Below are 17,503 nucleotides of genomic sequence, written 5' to 3'. Positions count from 1 at the left end.
CGGTCCCGGCGTACGCCGCCCCCGAATCGAACTCTGGCCTTCTTGACCACGGTGGGGAGCATGGGCACAACTGTGAACCTTCGGCCTTCGTCCGTCGCGCAGCGCGGCGACCGGCCGGTGCGGGCCGGGCGGCCGGGCACCGGCGGAGCGGGGCCCGCCCGGTGATCCGCTCCCTGTGGCGCGCCGTGCGCCCGTATCCCCTGGCGCTGACGGTGCTGGTCGTCCTGCAGATCGCGGCCGCGGCCGCCGGCCTGCTCCTGCCGGACCTCAACGCGCAGATCATCGACCGCGCCGTGACGGCCGGTTCCACCGGCCGCGTCCTCGGCCCGGCGCTGGGCATGTTCGGGCTGGCCGCCCTCCAGGTGGTGCTCGCCATGGGGGCCGTGTACGCCGGTGCGCGGGTCGCCCTGGCGGCGGCCCGCGACCTGCGCGGCTCGGTGTTCGAGCGCGTCCAGGAGCTGTCCTGCCAGGAGTTCACCGGGTTCGGCTCCCCGTCGCTGCTGGCCCGGACCACGAACGACGTCCAGCAGGTGCAACGCGTACTGATCATGGTCCTCGCGGTGGTGGCGACGGCTCCGGCGACCTGGATCGGCGGTGTGGTCATGGCCGTGCGCCACGACGCGCAGCTCTCCATGGTCGTGCTGGCCGTGGCCCCCGTGCTCGGGGCGCTGACCACGGTGGTCATCCGCCGGATCCGCCCCCATTCCCACGCCGCGCAGCGGGGGGTGGACGCGGTGAACCGCGTGGTGCGCGAGCAGCTCGGCGGTATGCGCGTGATCCGGGCCTTCGCGAAGGACGCCCATGAGCAGGAACGATTCGCCCGCTCGAACGCCGTCCTCACCGACGCCACCCTCGGACTGGCGCGCCACACGGCCGTACTGCTCCCCCTGACCACCCTGGTGGCCAACTTCGCCGGCGTCGCCGTGCTGTGGCTCGGCGCCGGCAGGCTCGCCGACGGAACGATCCGCGTGGGCACCCTGGTCGCCCTGATGTCCTGGCTCACCCAGGTCTTCGGGGCCTCGCTCCTGCTCGTCGCCGTGTTCGTCGTCGCCCCCCGCGCCGAGGTCTGCGTCCGCCGGATCGCCGACGTCCTCGCACCCCGGGCCGGCCTGGACGTGCCGACGCGTCCCGTCCTGGCCCTGACGCGGCCGGGCCACCTGGAGGTCAGCGGGGCCGCGTTCCGCTACGGCGGGGCCGAGGAACCGGTGCTGCACGGGGTGGACCTGGCGGCGTCCCCCGGCGAGACGGTCGCGGTGATCGGCCCGACGGGCAGCGGCAAGTCGACGCTGCTCGGGCTCGTCCCCCGGCTGTTCGACGTGACGGCCGGGACGGTACGCGTCGGAGGGGTCGACGTACGTGAACTCGATCCCGAGCTGATCTCCCGGACCGTCGGGCTGGTCCCGCAGAAGGCCCACCTGTTCTCCGGGACCGTCGCGACGAACCTGCGCTACGGCAAGGAGGACGCCACCGACGCGGAACTGTGGCACGCCCTGGAGGTCGCACAGGCCCGCACGTTCGTGGAGGGCCTGGATGGCGGGCTCGACGCGCCCGTCTCCCAGGGCGGAACCAACGTCTCCGGGGGGCAGCGCCAGCGCCTGGCCATCGCCCGGGCCCTGGTGGGGCGCCCGGACATCTACCTCTTCGACGACGCCTTCTCGGCCCTGGACCACGTGACCGAGGCGGCCCTGTGCGCGGCGCTGGCCGAGGAGACCCGCGACGCGACCGTCGTCCTCGTCTCGCAGCGCGACTCCACGGTCCGCCGCGCCGACCGCATCGTGGTCCTCGACGAGGGGCGGGTCGTCGGCGAGGGCAGCCATGAGGAGCTCATGGCAGGGAACGCGACGTACCGGGACATCATGGGCGCGCAGCTGACGGAAGCGGGGACGGCATGAGGACGCGCGGACGCATCGACCGCCGCCGACCGGACGGGCGCCACGGAACCGGCACGGACACGGGCCGGGGAACGGACACGGGCCGGGGAACGGACACGGGCAAGGCCGCGGACAGCGGCTTCGGCAAGGGCAGGCGTCCGGGCGACTGGTCCATGGACCTGCGCGGGACCGTGCGCAGACTGCTGGCGATGATGCGGGGCGAACCCCGGCTCCTCTACGGGGTGGCCGCCCTGGGCACGATCGCGGTGGCCACGGCGACGACGGGCCCCTGGCTGCTGGGCCGCGCCACGGACTCCGTCGTCGCCGGCGACGGCCCGCGGGCCGTCGCCACCCTGCTGGCCCTGGCCGCCCTGGTCTACGCGGCCGAGGGACTGTGCCGCGTCCTCCAGGGCCGGTGGACGGCGAGGCTGGCGAGCGGTGTGGCGTACCGCCTGCGCGCGGACAGCCAGGCCAAGCTGTCCCGGCTGCCGCTGTCGTACTTCGACCGGGGCAGGCGCGGCGACGTCCTGAGCCGGGTCACCCACGACATCGACAACGTCAGCCAGACGATCCAGCAGGCCGTCGGCACGTTCGTCAACACCCTGCTGACCGTGGTGGGCGTGCTGGCGGTGATGGTGTGGATCTCTCCGCTCCTCGCGCTCGTCGCCCTGGCCTCCGTCCCGCTCGCCCTCTTCGTGTCCGGGCGCGTCGGCGCACGCTCCCAGCCGCACTTCGTCCGGCAGTGGGCCGCCACGGGCGCGCTCACCGCGCACGTGGAGGAGACGTACAGCGGCCATCTGCTCGTCAAGGTCTTCGGCCGCCGACGGCAGTCGGTGCGGGAGTTCGCCGCACACAACGACGCGCTCTACCGGGCCGGTCTGCGCGCACAGTTCACCAGCGGCATCCTCCAGCCGCTGATGATGCTCGTGTCCCACCTCAACTACGTGGTGGTCGCGGTCGTGGGCGCGGCGCAGGTGGCCTCCGGTTCGCTGTCGATCGGCCAGGTGCAGGCGTTCATCCTGTACTCCGGCCAGTTCTCCGCCCCGCTGGCGCACCTGGCCGGGATGGCCAACATGGTCCAGTCCGGTGTCGCCTCCGCCGAACGGGTCTTCGAGCTCCTGGACGCCGAGGAACAGCTTCCCGACCCCCGGCCGGCCGCCGCGCTGCCGCGGCAGGCCCGCGGCCGCCTCACGATGGAGAAGGTGTCCTTCCGGTACGCGGCGGACCGGCCGCTGATCGAGGAGCTGTCGCTGACGGCCGAGCCCGGCCACACGGTGGCCGTCGTCGGACCCACCGGCGCCGGCAAGACCACCCTGGTGAGCCTGCTCATGAGGTTCTACGAGGTGACCGGCGGCCGCATCACCCTGGACGGCGTGGACATCACCGAACTCCCGAGGGACGAGCTGCGCTCCGCGATCGGCATGGTCCTGCAGGACACCTGGCTCTTCGGCGGCACCATCGCCGAGAACATCGCCTACGGCAGCGCGCGCCGCGACGTGAGCCGCGCCGAGATCGAACGGGCGGCGCGCGCCGCGCACGCGGACCGGTTCATCCGCACCCTGCCCCACGGCTACGACACGGTGATCGGTGAGGAGGGCAGCGGGGTGAGCGCGGGCGAGCGGCAGCTGATCACCATCGCCCGGGCGTTCCTCGCCGACCCCGTCATCCTCGTGATGGACGAAGCCACCAGCTCGGTCGACGTCCGCACCGAGCGCCTCGTCCAGGAGGCCATGCACCGTCTGGCCGCCGGCCGTACCTGCTTCGTCATCGCCCACCGGCTCTCGACCGTCCGCCACGCCGACACGATCCTGGTGATGCAGGACGGCTCGATCGCCGAACAGGGCACGCACGACGCGCTGCTCGCCGCCGACGGCGTGTACGCCGGACTCCACCGCGCCCGGCTCACGCCCGACCGCTCCCCGTCCGCCACGTCCCGGAACACCTGACGAAATGAACGCCGCCATGCCGAGTCGAATTCTTGTCTGCGAAGAGCTGCCGCTGATGAGAGAGGGGTTGCACACGCTCCTGGACGCGCTGCCCGACATCGACGTACTCGCCTCCACGGAGAGCCAGATGGAGACGCTGCAGCTGGCCCGCACCCAGAGACCCGACGTGGTGCTCATCGGCACGTCCGAGGTGGCGGCCGCCGTACGCCTCGTACGCCGCCTCGTCGACGAGGCCCGTTCGCCGGACGCCGCGCCCGGCTCGGTGGTCTTCCACCTCAGGGGCGACGACCAGGGCGTGGCCGAACTGCTGCGGGCCGGCAGCAGGGGGCTGCTGAACCGGGACGCCACCAGCGCGCAGGTGATCGCCGCCACGCGCGCCGTGGCGAGCGGCCGGGCCGCGGTGGGCCCGGACGTCGTCGACAGCCTCGTCGAGTGGTTCCGCGACGGCAGCGCCGCGCCGCGCCCGGAGTCCGGCGCGGAGGCGGGAGCCCTGACCGGCCGGGAGCGCCAGGTCCTCTCCCTCGTCGGCCAGGGGCTCTCCGTCGACGACATCGCGGGCGATCTGTACATCGGCGCGAGCACGGTCCGCACGCACCTGCACCGCATCCGCCACAAGGTCGGCCTGCGGGACCGGGCCCAGCTCGTCGCCTTCGCCTACCGTACGGGCCTCGTACGTCACGTGGCCTGACGGTGCTCCGTGGCCCGGTCGGGGATCCAGGAGCCGTGGAGGCCCGCGCTCACGCGGTGGGGCAGGCGGCCACGGTCGGTTCAACTGGCGTTCACGCCGCGCTCGCCGGGCCTGCCTAACCTCCGTCTGTCCTTCACCCGACCGAGGGGAAACACCCGGTGTCCTTCACCGTCTCCGTCCGCGCCGCCGCCTTGCCCGCCGCCGTCCTGGCCGCCCTGGCGCTGCCCGCCGCACCCGCGCACGCGGCGTCCGTATCCGTCACGGCCACCGTCGAGACCGCCCCGGTCTCGCACAGCGGCGACGCCGCCGACGACCCCGCGATCTGGGTCCACCCCACCGACCCCGCGAAGTCGGTCGTCGTCGGTACGGACAAGAAGGGCGCGCTGGAGGTCTACGACATGACCGGCGCCCGCATCCAGCGGATCAGCGGCGACTACGGGAACAACGTCGACGTGCGCGGCAACATCGTCGTCTCGGCGGACGACGAGGCCGCCGACGGCAACGGCGCCATGCACGTCTACCGCATCGACCCCGCGACCCGGCAGCTGAAGCGCCTGGCGGACGTCCCCACCGAGGTCACCGCGCACGGCATCTGCCTCTACACCTCGCCCGCCTCGGGCAAGCTGTACGCCTTCCCCAACTCCACCTCCGGCCGCGTCGAGCAGTGGGAGCTGGCCGTCAGCGGCGACACCGTGAAGGCGACCTCCGTGCGCCTGTGGGACGCCGGCTCGGCCGTCGAGGGCTGCTACGCCGACGAGAGCACCGGCAAGCTCTACCTCGGCGAGGAGGACGTAGGCGTCTGGGTCTACGGCGCCGAGCCCACCGCCGGCACGAGCCGCACCAAGCTCGACTCCACCGGCTCGGGCGGCCACATCACCGCCGACACCGAGGGCATCACCGCCGCCGGCAACCGGATCTACGTCTCCTCGCAGGGCAGCAACGACTTCACCGTCTACGACCGCACCACCCGCGCCTACCTCGGCCGCTTCTCCGTGTCCAACGGCACGGCCGCCGACGACTGCGAGGACACCGACGGCATCGACGCCACCGCCGCCGACCTGGGCCCGGCCTTCCCCCAGGGCGTCTTCGTCTGCCAGGACGGCTCCAACGGCGCCCCCGGCACCAGCGGCAACCAGAACTTCAAGTTCGTCCCGCTCCAGCGCATCACCGCACAGATCGGCTGACCCGCACGGGCGCCGGCGGTGCCGCGCCCGGTCACCAGGTGACGTGCAGGGCCTGTGGCGAGCGGTGGATCAAGGTGGGCCGCACGGCGGGCTCCGGGCGGTCCGCGGCGAGCCGCAGGCCCGGCAGGCGGCGGGTGAACACCTCGAGCGTGACCCGGAGTTGTTCGCGGGCCAGCTGGGAGCCGGGGCAGCCGTGGGGGCCGTGGCCGAAGGCGAGGTGGCGCCGGTCCACGGGTCGGCCGATGTCGAACCGGTCGGCCCGCTCGTACCGGTCCTCGTCCCGGTTCGCCGAACCGTAGGCGACCAGGACGACGGCGCCGGCCGGGAGCTTCGTCCCGGCGAGCGTCACCGGCCGGGTGGTGGTGCGGCGGAAGGCCTGGACGGCCGTGTCATGACGTGCGGCCTCCTCCACCGCCGCCGGTATCAGCGACGGATCGGCGCGGAGCCGCTCCCACTGCGGCCGGTCGCGCAGCAGGTGCAGCAGCGCGGTGCCGATCAGCGCGCTGGTGGTGAGGAACCCGGCGATCAGCAGGTTCTGGAGGCTCGCCACCAGCTCGTGGCGCTGGTCGAGGGTGAGTTCGCCGTCACCGGGCGCGAGGGCCGCCACCATCGCCGAACACAGATCGTCCCGGGGAGCGGCACGCCGGTCGCGGAGATATCCGTCCAGCAGGTGCTGGAGCGCGACCACGTCCTCGGCGGCGGCCAGCTGCTCCTGCGGCGGCATCGGCCGGAACAGCAACTCCTCGGCCCGGTAACCGCCGTGCACCGCGGCGGGCACGTCCGCCGGGTCCAGGCCGATGAGCCGGCCGACGACCTGCCCGGGCAGCCGGCGGGCGTACGCCTCCATCAGCTCCGCACGGCCGTCCGCGGCGATGCCGTCCACCAGCGCGTGGGCGCACTCCCGGGCGTACGGCACCAGGGCCGCCACGCGCGGGACGGACAGCCCACGGTTCAACACGCCCCGGTGCCGCCGGTGTTCGGCGCCGTCGGAGCTGACGACGGTGGGGCGCGGTGCGAACCCCCGGGCCAGGACGGCGAGCGCCGCGTCCGGGAGCGCGATGTCCGGCAGCAGCGAGTTCGTGGAGGAGAAGTCCTCGGCGCGCAGCAGCACTTCCCGCACGTCCTGGTCCCGGGCCACCAGCCACGCGTCGAACTCCGGGACGTACGTCAGCCCCTCCGCCCGGCGGGCGCGGGCGTAGAGCGGGTACGGGTCGCGGTACAGCGCATCGCGGCTTGCCTGGTCGTCCTGCGACGGCACACGGGCCTCCGGCTCGCGGTGGGTGGGGGCGCGGGGCCCCCGCGTGGGTGAACTCCGGTGCCGGGCCATGATGCCCGAGCCCCCGCCGCGCCGGGAAGTACGCCCTACGCCGCCCCGGCGACGAGGAGTTCGCCGACCGTGTCCGTCAGGACCTCGCGGGCGGACGCGGGCATCCCGGCGTCCGTGACGAAGCAGTCGACGCGGTCGAGGGGGGCGAAGGCGCTCAGCGCGACCGTGCCCCACTTGGTGTGGTCGGCGACGACGGCCACCCGCCGGGCCGCCCTGATCAGGGCCCGGTTGGTCTGCGCCTCGGCGAGGTTCGGGGTGGTCAGGCCGGCCTCCTCGCTGACCCCGTGCGCGCCCAGGATCAGCAGGTCCACATGGAGCGAGGAGATCACCAGTTCGGACAGGGGGCCGACCAGCGCCGCGGAAGGGGTGGGGGAGCCGCCGGTGAGCAGCAGGGACGGGACCGCGGCCTCCCCGCGGTCGCGGGAAGCGGAGCGCACCAGTTCGGCGACCGGCAGCGAGTTGGTGAGCACGGTCAGCCGCGGGACGTCCAGCAGCCGGGCGGCGACCGCGCAGGCGGTGGTGCCCGCCGAGACCGCGACCACACTGCCCGGCTCGACGAGCGCGGCGGCCGCTTCCGCGATGGCCGCCTTGGCGGCGCCGGCCAGTGCGGTCTTGGCGTCGAACCCGGGTTCCTCGACGCGGGTGCCGGGAGCCGCGACGGCGCCTCCGTACACCTTCTCCACCAGCCCGCGCGCCGCGAGCGCGTCCAGGTCCCGGCGGACCGTCATATCGGACACCTCGAGCAGCTCGACGAGCTCGGCGACGCGCACCGCACCGTCGCGGCGCACCGCCTCCAGGATGAACGCGCGTCTCTGCTGGGCCAGTTGCATGGCCCCAACATAACACGCAGGCTGTTGATTCTTAGGGGATTCTGTTTACTCTTGTTGAATGAAGAGGAGCTTCGCGAAACTCGCCGACGGTCGTGAGCTGATCTACTACGACGCCGACGCGAGCGCCCCACGGCCGTACGCCCCCGACCTCCGCCCCCTCGACCCCGTCGACAGCCGCCCCCAGCTCCGGCGCGACGAGGCCACCGGCGACTGGATCACCATCGCCGCCCACCGGCAGACGCGCACGTACCACCCGCCCGCCGACGCATGCCCCCTGTGCCCGTCCCGCGACGGCCGGCTCAGCGAGATCCCCGCCGCCGACTACGAGGTCGCGGTGTTCGAGAACCGTTTCCCCTCACTGGCCGGCGAAGCGGGCCGGTGCGAGGTGGTCTGCTTCACCCCCGACCACACCGGCGGCTTCGCCGACCTCACCCCGGACCGGGCCCGCCTCGTCCTCGACGCCTGGACCGACCGCACCGAGGAGCTGTCGGCCCGCCCCGGTGTCGAGCAGGTGTACTGCTTCGAGAACCGGGGCGCGGAGATCGGCGTCACCCTGGCCCACCCGCACGGCCAGGTCTACGCGTTCACCGCCGTGCCCCCGCGCACCGCCAAGATGACGGCCGCCGCCGCCGCCCACCGCGCCGCAACAGGCCGCAACCTCTTCGAGGACCTGCTCGCCCGCGCCCGGGCCGAGGCCGACCGGGTGGTGCTGCGGGGCGAGCACTGGACCGCCTTCGTCCCGTACGCCGCCCGCTGGCCCTACGAGGTCCACCTCCACCCGCACCGCCGGGTCCCCGACCTGACCCGGCTCACCGAAGCCGAACGGGCCGAGTTCCCCGCCCTCTACCTGGACCTGCTCCGCCGCTTCGACCGGCTCTTCGACCGCCCGGGACCCACCCCGTACATCTCCGCCTGGCACCAGGCGCCGGTCCGCGGCGGCGGCGAACTCGCCCTGCACCTGGAGCTGTTCACCGTCCGCCGGACGGCCGACAAGCTCAAGCACCTGGCCGGGACCGAATCCGGCGTGGAAGCCTTCATCAACGACATCGCGCCGGAGACGGCCGCGCGCCGCCTCAGGGAGTGCGCATGAACCCCCGGCCCGCCACACCCGCGGAGTCCGCCCGGACCTTCACCGAGCTCTACGGCGGCCACCCCGACGGCATCTGGTACGCCCCCGGCCGCGTCAACATCATCGGCGAGCACACCGACTACAACGACGGCTTCGCCCTGCCGATGGCCCTGCCCCGCACCACCCGTGTGGCCGCCCGCCGCCGCGACGACGGCCTCCTGCGCCTGCACAGCACCCGCGGCGGCGGACGGATCACCGAACTCCGCGTCCCGGACCTGGCTCCCGGCACCGTCGAAGGCTGGGCCCGCTACCCGGCCGGCACGGTCTGGGCCCTCGCCGAGGCCGGCCACCCGGTGGGCGGCGCCGACCTGCACATCGACAGTACGGTCCCCACCGGCGCCGGCCTCTCCTCCTCGGCCGCCCTCGAGTGCGCGGTGGCCGTCGCCTACGACGCGCTGTACGGACTGGGGCTGCCCGGCCCCGAACTCGCCCGCACCGCCCAGCGCGCCGAGAACGCCTTCGCCGGCGTGCCCTGCGGGGTCATGGACCAGATGGCCTCCTTGTGCTGCGTCGAGGGCGCCGCCCTCCACCTCGACAGCCGCACCCTGGAGCACCGCCAGGTGCCCTTCGACCTCACCGCCCACGACCTGACCCTGCTGGTCCTCGACACCCGCGTGCAGCACGACCTCGCCGACGGGGCGTACGCCGCCCTGCGCGCCGGATGCGAACGCGCGGCGCGCCTCCTCGGCCTGCCCGCCCTCAGGGACCTCCCCGCCGACCGGCTGCCCGAAGCGCTCGCCGGACTCCCGGCCGGGCTCGCGCCCCTGGTCCGGCACGTGGTCACCGAGAACGCCCGGGTCGCCGAGGCCGAAGCCCTCCTCGCGGCCGGCGACACCCGCGCCCTCGGCCCCCTGCTGACGGCCGGGCACGCCTCGTTGCGCGACGACTACCGGGTCTCCTGCGCGGAGACCGATCTCGCCGTGGACACGGCCGTCGCCGCCGGAGCCCTGGGCGCCCGGATGACCGGCGGCGGCTTCGGAGGCTCGGTCATCGCCCTCACGCCCGCCGCCCTCGCGCGGGCCGTCACCGAGGCCGTCACCACCGCCTTCGCCCGCGCCGGGCACCGCCCGCCGGCCGTCCTGGAGGCCGTCCCCTCGCAGGGCGCCGGCCGCCTCGCCTGAGCCGCCCCGCCTGAGCGGCCCCGCCTGAGCGGCCTCGCCTGAGCCGCCCCGCCTGAGCGGCCTCGCCTGAGCCGCCCCGCCTGAGCCGCCTCGCCGCTCAGGCGGGGCGGGCCCCCGGCTCCGGGGCGGGGGCCGTGCTCGCCCGTACGACGAGTTCCGGTTCCACCGACGCCGGTACGGCCACCGCGTCCGGGTCCGCCAGGTGCCGCAGCAGCTGCGCCACGGCCAGCGCCCCCATCTGCGCGAACGGCTGCGCGACGGTGGTCAGGGGCGGGGTGCAGTACTCCGCGAGCTCGATGTCGTCGACGCCCACCACGGAGACGTCCTCGGGGACCCGCCGTCCGAGCTCGTGCAGCGCCCTGATCACGCCGAAGGCCATCTCGTCGCTGGCCACGAAGACGGCGGTGACATCGGGGACCCGGCCCAGGACGAGCCCGATCCGGTAGCCCGAGGCGGGGGACCAGTCACCCTCCAGCGGCGGAGGCACCTGCCGGCCCGCCGCCTCCAGCGTCGCGCGCCAGCCCTCGCGCCGGCTCGCGGCCTCCAGCCACCGCTCCGGACCCGCGACGTGCCAGACCGTCTCGTGGCCGAGGTCCAGCAGGTGCCGGGTCGCCAGCCGGGCCGCGAGGTCCTGGTCGACCGCCACCACCCCGGTCGCGTCGGTGCGCGACCCGTCGATGGTGATGGTCGGCGTGGTCCGGGTGAGCTGCTCGATCCGCTCGCTGCTGTGGATCAGCGGCACCGACAGGATGACGCCCTCGACGCCCTGGTCGGCCAGCCGCGCCAGGGCCCGTTCGATGGCCGAGGTGTCCAGGGAGGTCGTGGTGGCCGTACTCACCGCGTAGCCGGCGGCCTGCGCGGCGTTCTCGATGCCCGAGGTGACCGCGGCCCGCGAGTAGAAGGTCGTCTGGAGCGTCACCACCCCGATGGTGCGGCTGCGGCCCGAGCTCAGCATCCGCGCCGCGTTGTTGCGGCGGTAGCCGAGCTGCTCCACCGCGGCCACCACCTTGGCCCGCGTCCGCTCCTGCACGTTCGGATGCCCCGACAGCACCCTCGACACGGTCTGCGCCGACACTCCGGCGACCCGGGCGACGTCCGCCATCCCCGGGGGCCGCTCCTGGTCACCGGGACTGCGCATCGCCATGGATTCCCTCCTCGTTACGAGCACGGATGATATCGCTCCCCATACCGCTCCAGCTGGCCCTGGCCAAGGATCCGGAGATACCTCCGCCATCCATTGGCATCGATAACATTCTCTGCCATAGTTCCGATCCATCGACGCGCATCGGCGCGGGGTGGGCGACGCGTTCCAGGCGCGGTCCCCCCTCGGGGGCGATCCCCTCCGCCTTGCCGCAGCCCTAGGAGGAGCCTTGAAGCGCACTGTGATCCGAGCCGCGAGCGCCGCGGGCGTCCTCGTTCTCGCACTCGCCGCCAGCGGATGCTCAGCGCAGGGAACGGCATCGGAGCCCGGAAAGGCATCGATAACATTCTGGGGCTGGGCCCCCGGGTACGCGGAAGCGGTGCAGGCGTTCAACGCCTCCCACCCGGACATCCAGGTCAGCTACCAGACGGTGCAGCCCGGCGCGAAGGGCGGCTACCAGAAGATGCTCAACGCCGTGAAGGCCGGAAACGCGCCCTGTCTGGCCCAGCTCGGGTACGAGACCCTGCCGAGCTTCGCCGCCCAGGGCGCCCTGCGGGACGTGACCGCGCACGCGTCGGCCGCGAAGGGGGACTTCCAGGAATCCGCCTGGAAGTCGGTGACCCTGGGGGACAAGGTCTACGGCGCGCCCGTGGACACCGGCCCCATGGCGCTCTTCTACAACAAGAAGCTCTTCGACTCCCTCGGCCTCGCGCCGCCCGCCACCTGGGCCGAGTACCGCACCGCGGCCGAGAAGATCCACGCCTCCGGCCCCGACCGCTACATCTCCTCCCCGTACCTGGACTACGACTACGCCGGTCTGGCCTGGCAGGCGGGGGGCAGCTGGTTCGGCGTCAAGGGCGACGCCTGGCAGGTCACGATGACCTCGCCGGCCAACCGGAAGGTGGCCGACTACTGGCAGGGCCTCGCCGGGGACGGACTGATCAGCAAGGCCCCCATGTACGACCAGGCCTGGTACACGGGCCTGGGCAACGGCACCATCGCCACCGTCGTCGGCGCCGTCTGGCAGGCGGGCGTCATCAAGGGCGGCGCCAAGGACGGCTCCGGGCAGTGGGCGGTCGCCCCCATGCCCCAGTGGAACGCCGGGGACACGAAGGCGGGCAACGCGGGCGGCTCCGCCACCGCCGTCCTCAAGGGCTGCCAGAACCCCGAGGCCGCCTGGGAGTTCGCGCACTGGATGAGCACCGACCCGCAGGCCTTCGGCGGCCTCGTCGACAAGGCCGCGCTCTACCCGGCCGCGAAGAAGCTCCTCACCCTGTCCCAGCTGAAGCCCGACCCCTACTTCGGCGGCCAGAACGTCTACGAGGTGTTCGCCGCCGCCTCCCCGCAGGTCGATCCCGACTGGACCTGGGGACCGCTGATGACCAAGACCGCCGCGGACCTCGACGACGGCCTCGGCAAGGCCTGGGCCGGCCACGGCACCATCGCCGACGCGCTGCGCACCGCGCAGGACAAGACGCTCGGCGAGATGCAGAAGCAGGGGCTCCAGGTGGGGAAGGCCTCGTGACCCGGGTCGGTGCCCGCCGGCTGAGGCCGCTCCTGTTCTGCGCCCCCTTCCTCGTCCTCTTCGCCGGCATGTACGTCGCTCCGATCGGCTACGCCGTCGTCAGCAGCCTGTTCACCGTCCACCGGTCCGGGCTCGGGCTCACCGCCCCGACCAGGCAGTTCGACGCGTTCGGCAACTACGCCCGGGCCTTCCAGGACGGGGCGTTCACCTCGTCGCTGGCCCGCGTGGCGCTGTTCGGCCTCGTGCAGGTGCCCGTGATGCTCGGGCTGGCGCTGCTGCTGGCCCTGCTGATCGACTCGCGGTCCGCCCGGGGCAAGGGCTTCTTCCGGCTCGCGGCCTTCGTCCCGTACGCGGTGCCCGGCGTCAGCGCGGCCCTCGTCTGGTCGTTCATGTACTCCTCGCAGTCCAGCCCGGTCGACCGGGTGCTCGGGCCCCTCGGGCTGGACATCCCCTTCTTCGCCGAGGACCTCGTCCTCTGGTCGGTGGCGAACATCGTCACCTGGGGGTGGGCGGGCTACAACATGATCATCATCTACGCGGCGCTGCGGGCGATCCCCGCGGAGGTCCTCGAAGCGGCCCGGATGGACGGCGCCTCGGCGTTCCGTACCGCCTGGAGCATCAAGATCCCCGCCGTCCGCGGGGCGCTCGTCCTCACCGCCGTGTTCTCCGTCATCGGCTCGGCCCAGCTCTACAACGAGCCCGCCGTGCTCCAGCCCGTCTCCGCCGGCTCCGTCTCCTCCACCTTTACCCCGATCATGTCCGCCCAGAGCGCCGTCACGGCCGGGAACTACCCGTACGCCGCCGCCCAGTCGGTGATCCTCGCCGTACTGGTGGGAGTCGTCTCGCTGGTGTTCTTCAAGGTGACCGGCAGGGGAGAGCGCGCATGAGCACCCTCCCCGCGCGGGCGGTCAGCCGCGTCACGGTCACGGCGCTCCTCGCCCTGTCGGCCTTCTACTTCCTCGCCCCCCTGTGGTGGCTGCTGGTCTCGGCCACCAAACCCTTCGGCGAACAGTTCAGCGGCAACGGCCTCTGGTTCGACGGCTTCGCCCTCTTCGACAACATCGGACGGCTCAGCGGCCACGACGGGGGCGTCTTCTGGCGCTGGATGCTCAACAGCGTCCTGTACTGCGGCGTCGGAGCGCTGCTCGGCACCGCCTTCTCGGCGCTCGCCGGATACGCCCTCGCCAAGTTCGACTTCCCCGGACGCGGCGCCGTCCTCACCCTGGTGCTCGCGGCCGTGCTGGTGCCCAAGGTGCTGTTCACCCTGCCCCTGTACCTGATGTTCTCGGGCGTCCACCTGATCGACAACCCGCTGGCCGTGCTGCTGCCCAGCATCGTCAGCCCCTTCGGGGTCTACCTGGCGCGGGTGTTCGCCGAACAGGCCGTGCCCGACGAGGTGCTGGAGGCCGGCCGGCTCGACGGGGCCGGCGAGTTCCGCGTCTTCCGGACCATCGGCGTCCCCATGATGCTGCCCGCCCTGGTCACCGTCTTCCTGTTCCAGTTCGTGGAGATCTGGAACAACTACCTGCTGCCCGCGATGGTGCTCGGCGACGACCGCCTGCAACCGGTGACCGTCGGCCTCGTGGGCTGGAACGCCAGCCATGTCGCGGTGCCGCCGCCCCTGGTCGTCATCGGATCGCTGGTGTCCGTCGGCCCCCTCCTGATCGCCTTCCTCGCGCTCCAGCGCTACTGGCGCGCGGGCATGACCGCCGGAGCCGTCAAATGACCACCTCGAGCACCTCGACCACCACCACGGTCACCCGCGCCGCACAGCTCTCGGCGAAGCTGACCCACGCAGGCGGAACCTTCCTGCGCGACGGCCGCCCGCACCGCGTCCTGTCCGGCTCCCTGCACTACTTCCGCGTCCACCCCCAGCAGTGGGCCGACCGCCTCCGGCGCGTCGCGGCCCTCGGACTGAACACCGTCGACACCTACGTTCCGTGGAACTTCCACGAACCGACCCCGGGGGAGGTCCGCTTCGACGGCTGGCGCGACCTGGACCGGTTCGCCGGCCTGGCCCAGGAGATCGGACTCGACCTGATCGTTCGCCCCGGCCCCTACATCTGCGCCGAATGGGACAACGGCGGCCTCCCCGCCTGGCTGACCGGCACCCCCGGCATGCGGCCGCGCACCTCGCACCCGCCCTTCCTGGACGCGGTCGGCCGCTGGTTCGACGAGCTCGTCCCCCGTGTCGCGGCCCTCCAGAGCTCCCGGGGCGGCCCCGTGGTGGCGGTGCAGATCGAGAACGAGTACGGCAGTTACGGCGACGACCACACCTACCTCCGCTGGGTCCGCGACGCCCTCGTCGCCCGCGGCATCACCGAACTGCTCTACACCGCCGACGGCCCCACCCCGCTGATGCTCGACGGCGGCACCCTCCCCGGCGAACTCGCGGCCGCCACCCTCGGCTCGCGCCCCGACGCCGCGGCCGCGCTCCTGCGCTCACGGCGCCCTGACGAGCCCTTCCTCTGCGCCGAGTTCTGGAACGGCTGGTTCGACCACTGGGGCGAGAAGCACCACGTCCGCCCGGCCGCCGGCGCCGCCGACTCCGTCGCCGCAATCCTCGACGCGGGCGGCTCGGTCAGCCTCTACATGGCGCACGGCGGCACCAACTTCGGCCTGTGGTCCGGCGCCAACCACGACGGCGACCGCATCCAGCCCACCGTCACCAGCTACGACTCGGACGCACCCGTCGCCGAACACGGCGCGCTCACCCCGAAGTTCTTCGCCCTGCGCGAGACACTGACCGCCCTCGGCGGCGCCGACGAGACCCGCCCCGTACCGTCCGATCCGCCCCTGCTCACCCCCCGCACCCTGCGGGTGACGCGCGGAGCGGACCTCCTGGAGGCGCTGCGCGCGGCGGGCGAAGGCGTCCGCGCGCCCGCACCGCTCAGCTTCGAGGAACTCGGCCAGGCCTGTGGCCTGGTGCTCTACGCGGCCCGCCCGCTGCTGCCGCCCGGCACGCACACCCTGACGGTCTCGGGACTGCACGACCGGGCCCAGGTCTTCGCCGACGGCCTGCCCGTCGCCGTCCTCGACCGGGAGACCTCCACCTGCACCCTCACCGGGACCGGCGAACGGATCCGGCTGGAGCTGCTGGTGGAGAACCAGGGACGGATCAACTACGGACCCCTCCTCGGCCAGGGCAAGGGCATCCTCGGCGGGGTCAGCGTGAACCGCCGCCTGGTGCACGGCTGGACCATGCACCGGCTCCCCCTCGACACCTGGACGCCCGACGAGGTCGCCGAGGCCCCCTCGCTCGCCGCACCCGGCGCCACGGCGGGATTCGTCACCGCCCGGCTGACCGTGTACGAGCCCGCCGACACCTTCGTCGCCCTGCCCGGATTCGGCAAGGGCTTCCTCTGGATCAACGGCAGGCTGCTCGGCCGCTACTGGGAAGTGGGACCGCAGCACACCCTCTACCTGCCCCACCCGTTCCTGCGGGCGGGCCGCAACACGCTCACCGTGCTCGAACTCGAACGCCTCGGTGACCGCATCGAGCTGCGCGACCGGCCGGACCTCGGCCCGTCCGAGGAGTTCGTCGAGACGTTCGACTGAAACGCCGGCGCCCTCTCCGCGGACCGTCACCGCCCCGCCGCCCCGCCGCCCCGCCCGCCGCCCCGCCCGCCGCCCCGCCCGCCGGCCCGCCCCCGCACGGCCCGCCCCCGCACGGCCCGCCCCCGCACGGCCGGCCGGCCGTCCGCCCCGTCGAAGGGAGCCCCACCCATGTCCGCCACCGCACCGCCCCCCGCCGCCGCCTCCCACACCCTCCGCGAGATCGCCTCGCAGCCCGACTGCTGGCGGCGCGCCGCCGCTTCCGTCCCGCGCCACCTTCCCGTCCTCCCGCACCAGGGCGAGCGCCTCGCGGTCGTCGGCTGCGGCACCTCCTGGTTCGTCGCACAGGCCTACGCCGCCCTGCGCGAGCACGGCGGCCACGGCGAGACCGACGCCTTCGCCGCCTCGGCCTTCCCGCCCGCCCGCCGCTACGACCGGATCCTGGCCATCACCCGCTCCGGCACCACCACCGAGGTCCTGGACCTCCTCGGCCGGCTCCGGGGCACCGCACCCACCGGCGTCCTCACCGCCGACCCGGACACACCCGTCACCGCCGTATCCGACGCCGTCGCCGCCCTGGACTTCGCGGACGAACGCTCCGTGGTCCAGACCCGGTTCGCCACCACCGCCCTCGCCCTGCTCCGCGCCCACCTGGAACGCGAAGGCGCCCTCCCCCCGGGCGTGCGCCCGCTGGAGCACGCCGCCCGCGACGCCGGGACGGCCCTCGCCGAGCCCCTCGCCGCCGACGTGCGCGACGCCGAACAGATCACCTTCCTCGGCACCGACTGGACCTACGGCCTCGCCCTCGAAGCGGCCCTGAAGATGCGCGAGGCCGCCGGAGCCTGGACAGAGGCCTACCCGGCGATGGAGTACCGGCACGGCCCGGCTGCCGTCACCGGCCCCCACCGGGCCGTCTGGGTGTTCGGCCGGGCCCCCCGCGGCCTGGCCGAGGACGTGACCCGCACCGGAGGCACGTACGTCTCCGCCTCCGGCGACATGCACCGGGAACTCGACCCCCTGGCCGATCTCGTCCGCGCGCAGCGCCTCGCCGTCCTGTGCGCCGAGGCACGCGGCCTGGACCCCGACCGGCCCCGCAACCTCACCCGCTCCGTGGTGCTCACCGCCGACCGTGGCTGACCGCACCGGCCCGCTCGACTGCGTGATCGCGCTCGACGTCGGCGGGACG

14 protein-coding genes are annotated in these 17,503 nt (G+C 73.6%); 11 read left to right on the top strand and 3 right to left on the bottom strand.

The window, feature by feature from the left end:
* Positions 1–161: 161 nt before the first annotated feature.
* The 4 genes from OOK31_RS03015 to OOK31_RS03000 all read left to right on the top strand — a co-directional run bounded on the left by OOK31_RS03015 (position 162) and on the right by OOK31_RS03000 (position 5,689).
* Positions 162–1,892 carry an ABC transporter ATP-binding protein gene (locus tag OOK31_RS03015; RefSeq protein ID WP_267010748.1) on the top strand — a complete coding sequence of 577 codons (1,731 nt, stop codon included), beginning with the start codon at positions 162–164 and terminating at the stop codon, positions 1,890–1,892.
* Positions 1,893–2,080: 188 nt separating this feature from the next.
* Complete coding sequence (locus OOK31_RS03010) at positions 2,081–3,817, top strand: ABC transporter ATP-binding protein (protein ID WP_267011810.1); 1,737 nt, start codon at positions 2,081–2,083, stop codon at positions 3,815–3,817.
* Positions 3,818–3,872: 55 nt separating this feature from the next.
* Positions 3,873–4,505 (top strand): DNA-binding response regulator, encoded by a 633-nt coding sequence (locus OOK31_RS03005; protein ID WP_267010747.1) that lies wholly within the window; start codon positions 3,873–3,875, stop codon positions 4,503–4,505.
* A 158-nt stretch (positions 4,506–4,663) separates the two neighbouring features.
* On the top strand, positions 4,664–5,689 hold the full coding sequence (locus OOK31_RS03000; protein WP_267010746.1) for a phytase: 1,026 nt from the start codon (positions 4,664–4,666) through the stop codon (positions 5,687–5,689).
* Between the two features lie 31 nt (positions 5,690–5,720).
* On the opposite strand, the gene OOK31_RS02995 is transcribed toward OOK31_RS03000, so the two are convergent.
* Positions 5,721–6,947: a cytochrome P450 gene (locus tag OOK31_RS02995; RefSeq protein ID WP_267010745.1), complete on the bottom strand. Its 1,227-nt coding sequence runs from the start codon at positions 6,945–6,947 to the stop codon at positions 5,721–5,723.
* A 104-nt stretch (positions 6,948–7,051) separates the two neighbouring features.
* On the bottom strand, positions 7,052–7,846 hold the full coding sequence (locus OOK31_RS02990) for a DeoR/GlpR family DNA-binding transcription regulator (RefSeq protein ID WP_267010744.1): 795 nt from the start codon (positions 7,844–7,846) through the stop codon (positions 7,052–7,054).
* A 58-nt stretch (positions 7,847–7,904) separates the two neighbouring features.
* Between OOK31_RS02990 and galT the strand changes: the two genes are divergently transcribed.
* Together galT and galK are read left to right on the top strand one after the other, a co-directional pair.
* Positions 7,905–8,936, top strand: a complete 1,032-nt coding sequence (gene galT, locus OOK31_RS02985) for a galactose-1-phosphate uridylyltransferase (protein ID WP_267010743.1) — start codon at positions 7,905–7,907, stop codon at positions 8,934–8,936.
* On the top strand, positions 8,933–10,096 hold the full coding sequence (galK, locus tag OOK31_RS02980; protein ID WP_267010742.1) for a galactokinase: 1,164 nt from the start codon (positions 8,933–8,935) through the stop codon (positions 10,094–10,096). Before galT ends, galK begins: the two co-directional genes overlap by 4 nt.
* Before the next feature lie 97 nt (positions 10,097–10,193).
* Here galK and OOK31_RS02975 read toward each other — a convergent pair whose 3' ends face one another.
* The gene (locus tag OOK31_RS02975) at positions 10,194–11,240 is read right to left on the bottom strand and encodes a LacI family DNA-binding transcriptional regulator (RefSeq protein ID WP_267010741.1); all 1,047 of its coding nucleotides are present in this window, start codon (positions 11,238–11,240) and stop codon (positions 10,194–10,196) included.
* Positions 11,241–11,616: 376 nt separating this feature from the next.
* On the opposite strand from OOK31_RS02975, the gene OOK31_RS02970 reads away from it, so the two are divergent.
* The 5 genes from OOK31_RS02970 (at position 11,617) to OOK31_RS02950 (ending at position 17,454) form a co-directional block, all read left to right on the top strand.
* Positions 11,617–12,762, top strand: coding sequence for a sugar ABC transporter substrate-binding protein (locus OOK31_RS02970; protein WP_323188173.1), 1,146 nt, complete (start codon positions 11,617–11,619; stop codon positions 12,760–12,762).
* A complete protein-coding gene (locus OOK31_RS02965) occupies positions 12,759–13,649 on the top strand; it encodes a carbohydrate ABC transporter permease (protein ID WP_267010740.1) in 891 nt (296 codons plus the stop codon). The genes OOK31_RS02970 and OOK31_RS02965 overlap by 4 nt, the downstream gene beginning before the upstream one ends.
* On the top strand, positions 13,646–14,488 hold the full coding sequence (locus OOK31_RS02960) for a carbohydrate ABC transporter permease (protein WP_267010739.1): 843 nt from the start codon (positions 13,646–13,648) through the stop codon (positions 14,486–14,488). The genes OOK31_RS02965 and OOK31_RS02960 overlap by 4 nt, the downstream gene beginning before the upstream one ends.
* Entirely contained in the window at positions 14,485–16,320 is a 1,836-nt protein-coding gene (locus OOK31_RS02955; protein ID WP_267010738.1) for a beta-galactosidase, read from the top strand. The genes OOK31_RS02960 and OOK31_RS02955 overlap by 4 nt, the downstream gene beginning before the upstream one ends.
* A gap of 168 nt (positions 16,321–16,488) precedes the next feature.
* Complete coding sequence (locus OOK31_RS02950) at positions 16,489–17,454, top strand: SIS domain-containing protein (protein WP_267010737.1); 966 nt, start codon at positions 16,489–16,491, stop codon at positions 17,452–17,454.
* Positions 17,455–17,503 lie beyond the last annotated feature (49 nt).

The organism is Streptomyces sp. NBC_00249, from assembly GCF_026342355.1.
Lineage (GTDB): Bacteria > Actinomycetota > Actinomycetes > Streptomycetales > Streptomycetaceae > Streptomyces.
The sequence above is the reverse complement of the archived record's forward strand: the minus strand, read 5'-3'. Positions and strand labels throughout refer to the sequence as shown.

Coding starts and splice junctions, on each gene's coding strand:
- OOK31_RS02950 (WP_267010737.1), top strand. CDS start 16,489: ATGTCCGCCACCGCACCGCCCCCCGCCGCCGCCTCCCACACCCTCCGC.
- OOK31_RS02955 (WP_267010738.1), top strand. CDS start 14,485: ATGACCACCTCGAGCACCTCGACCACCACCACGGTCACCCGCGCCGCA.
- OOK31_RS02960 (WP_267010739.1), top strand. CDS start 13,646: ATGAGCACCCTCCCCGCGCGGGCGGTCAGCCGCGTCACGGTCACGGCG.
- OOK31_RS03010 (WP_267011810.1), top strand. CDS start 2,081: ATGATGCGGGGCGAACCCCGGCTCCTCTACGGGGTGGCCGCCCTGGGC.
- OOK31_RS03005 (WP_267010747.1), top strand. CDS start 3,873: ATGAGAGAGGGGTTGCACACGCTCCTGGACGCGCTGCCCGACATCGAC.
- OOK31_RS02975 (WP_267010741.1), bottom strand. CDS start 11,240: ATGGCGATGCGCAGTCCCGGTGACCAGGAGCGGCCCCCGGGGATGGCG.
- OOK31_RS02990 (WP_267010744.1), bottom strand. CDS start 7,846: ATGCAACTGGCCCAGCAGAGACGCGCGTTCATCCTGGAGGCGGTGCGC.
- galT (WP_267010743.1), top strand. CDS start 7,905: ATGAAGAGGAGCTTCGCGAAACTCGCCGACGGTCGTGAGCTGATCTAC.
- galK (WP_267010742.1), top strand. CDS start 8,933: ATGAACCCCCGGCCCGCCACACCCGCGGAGTCCGCCCGGACCTTCACC.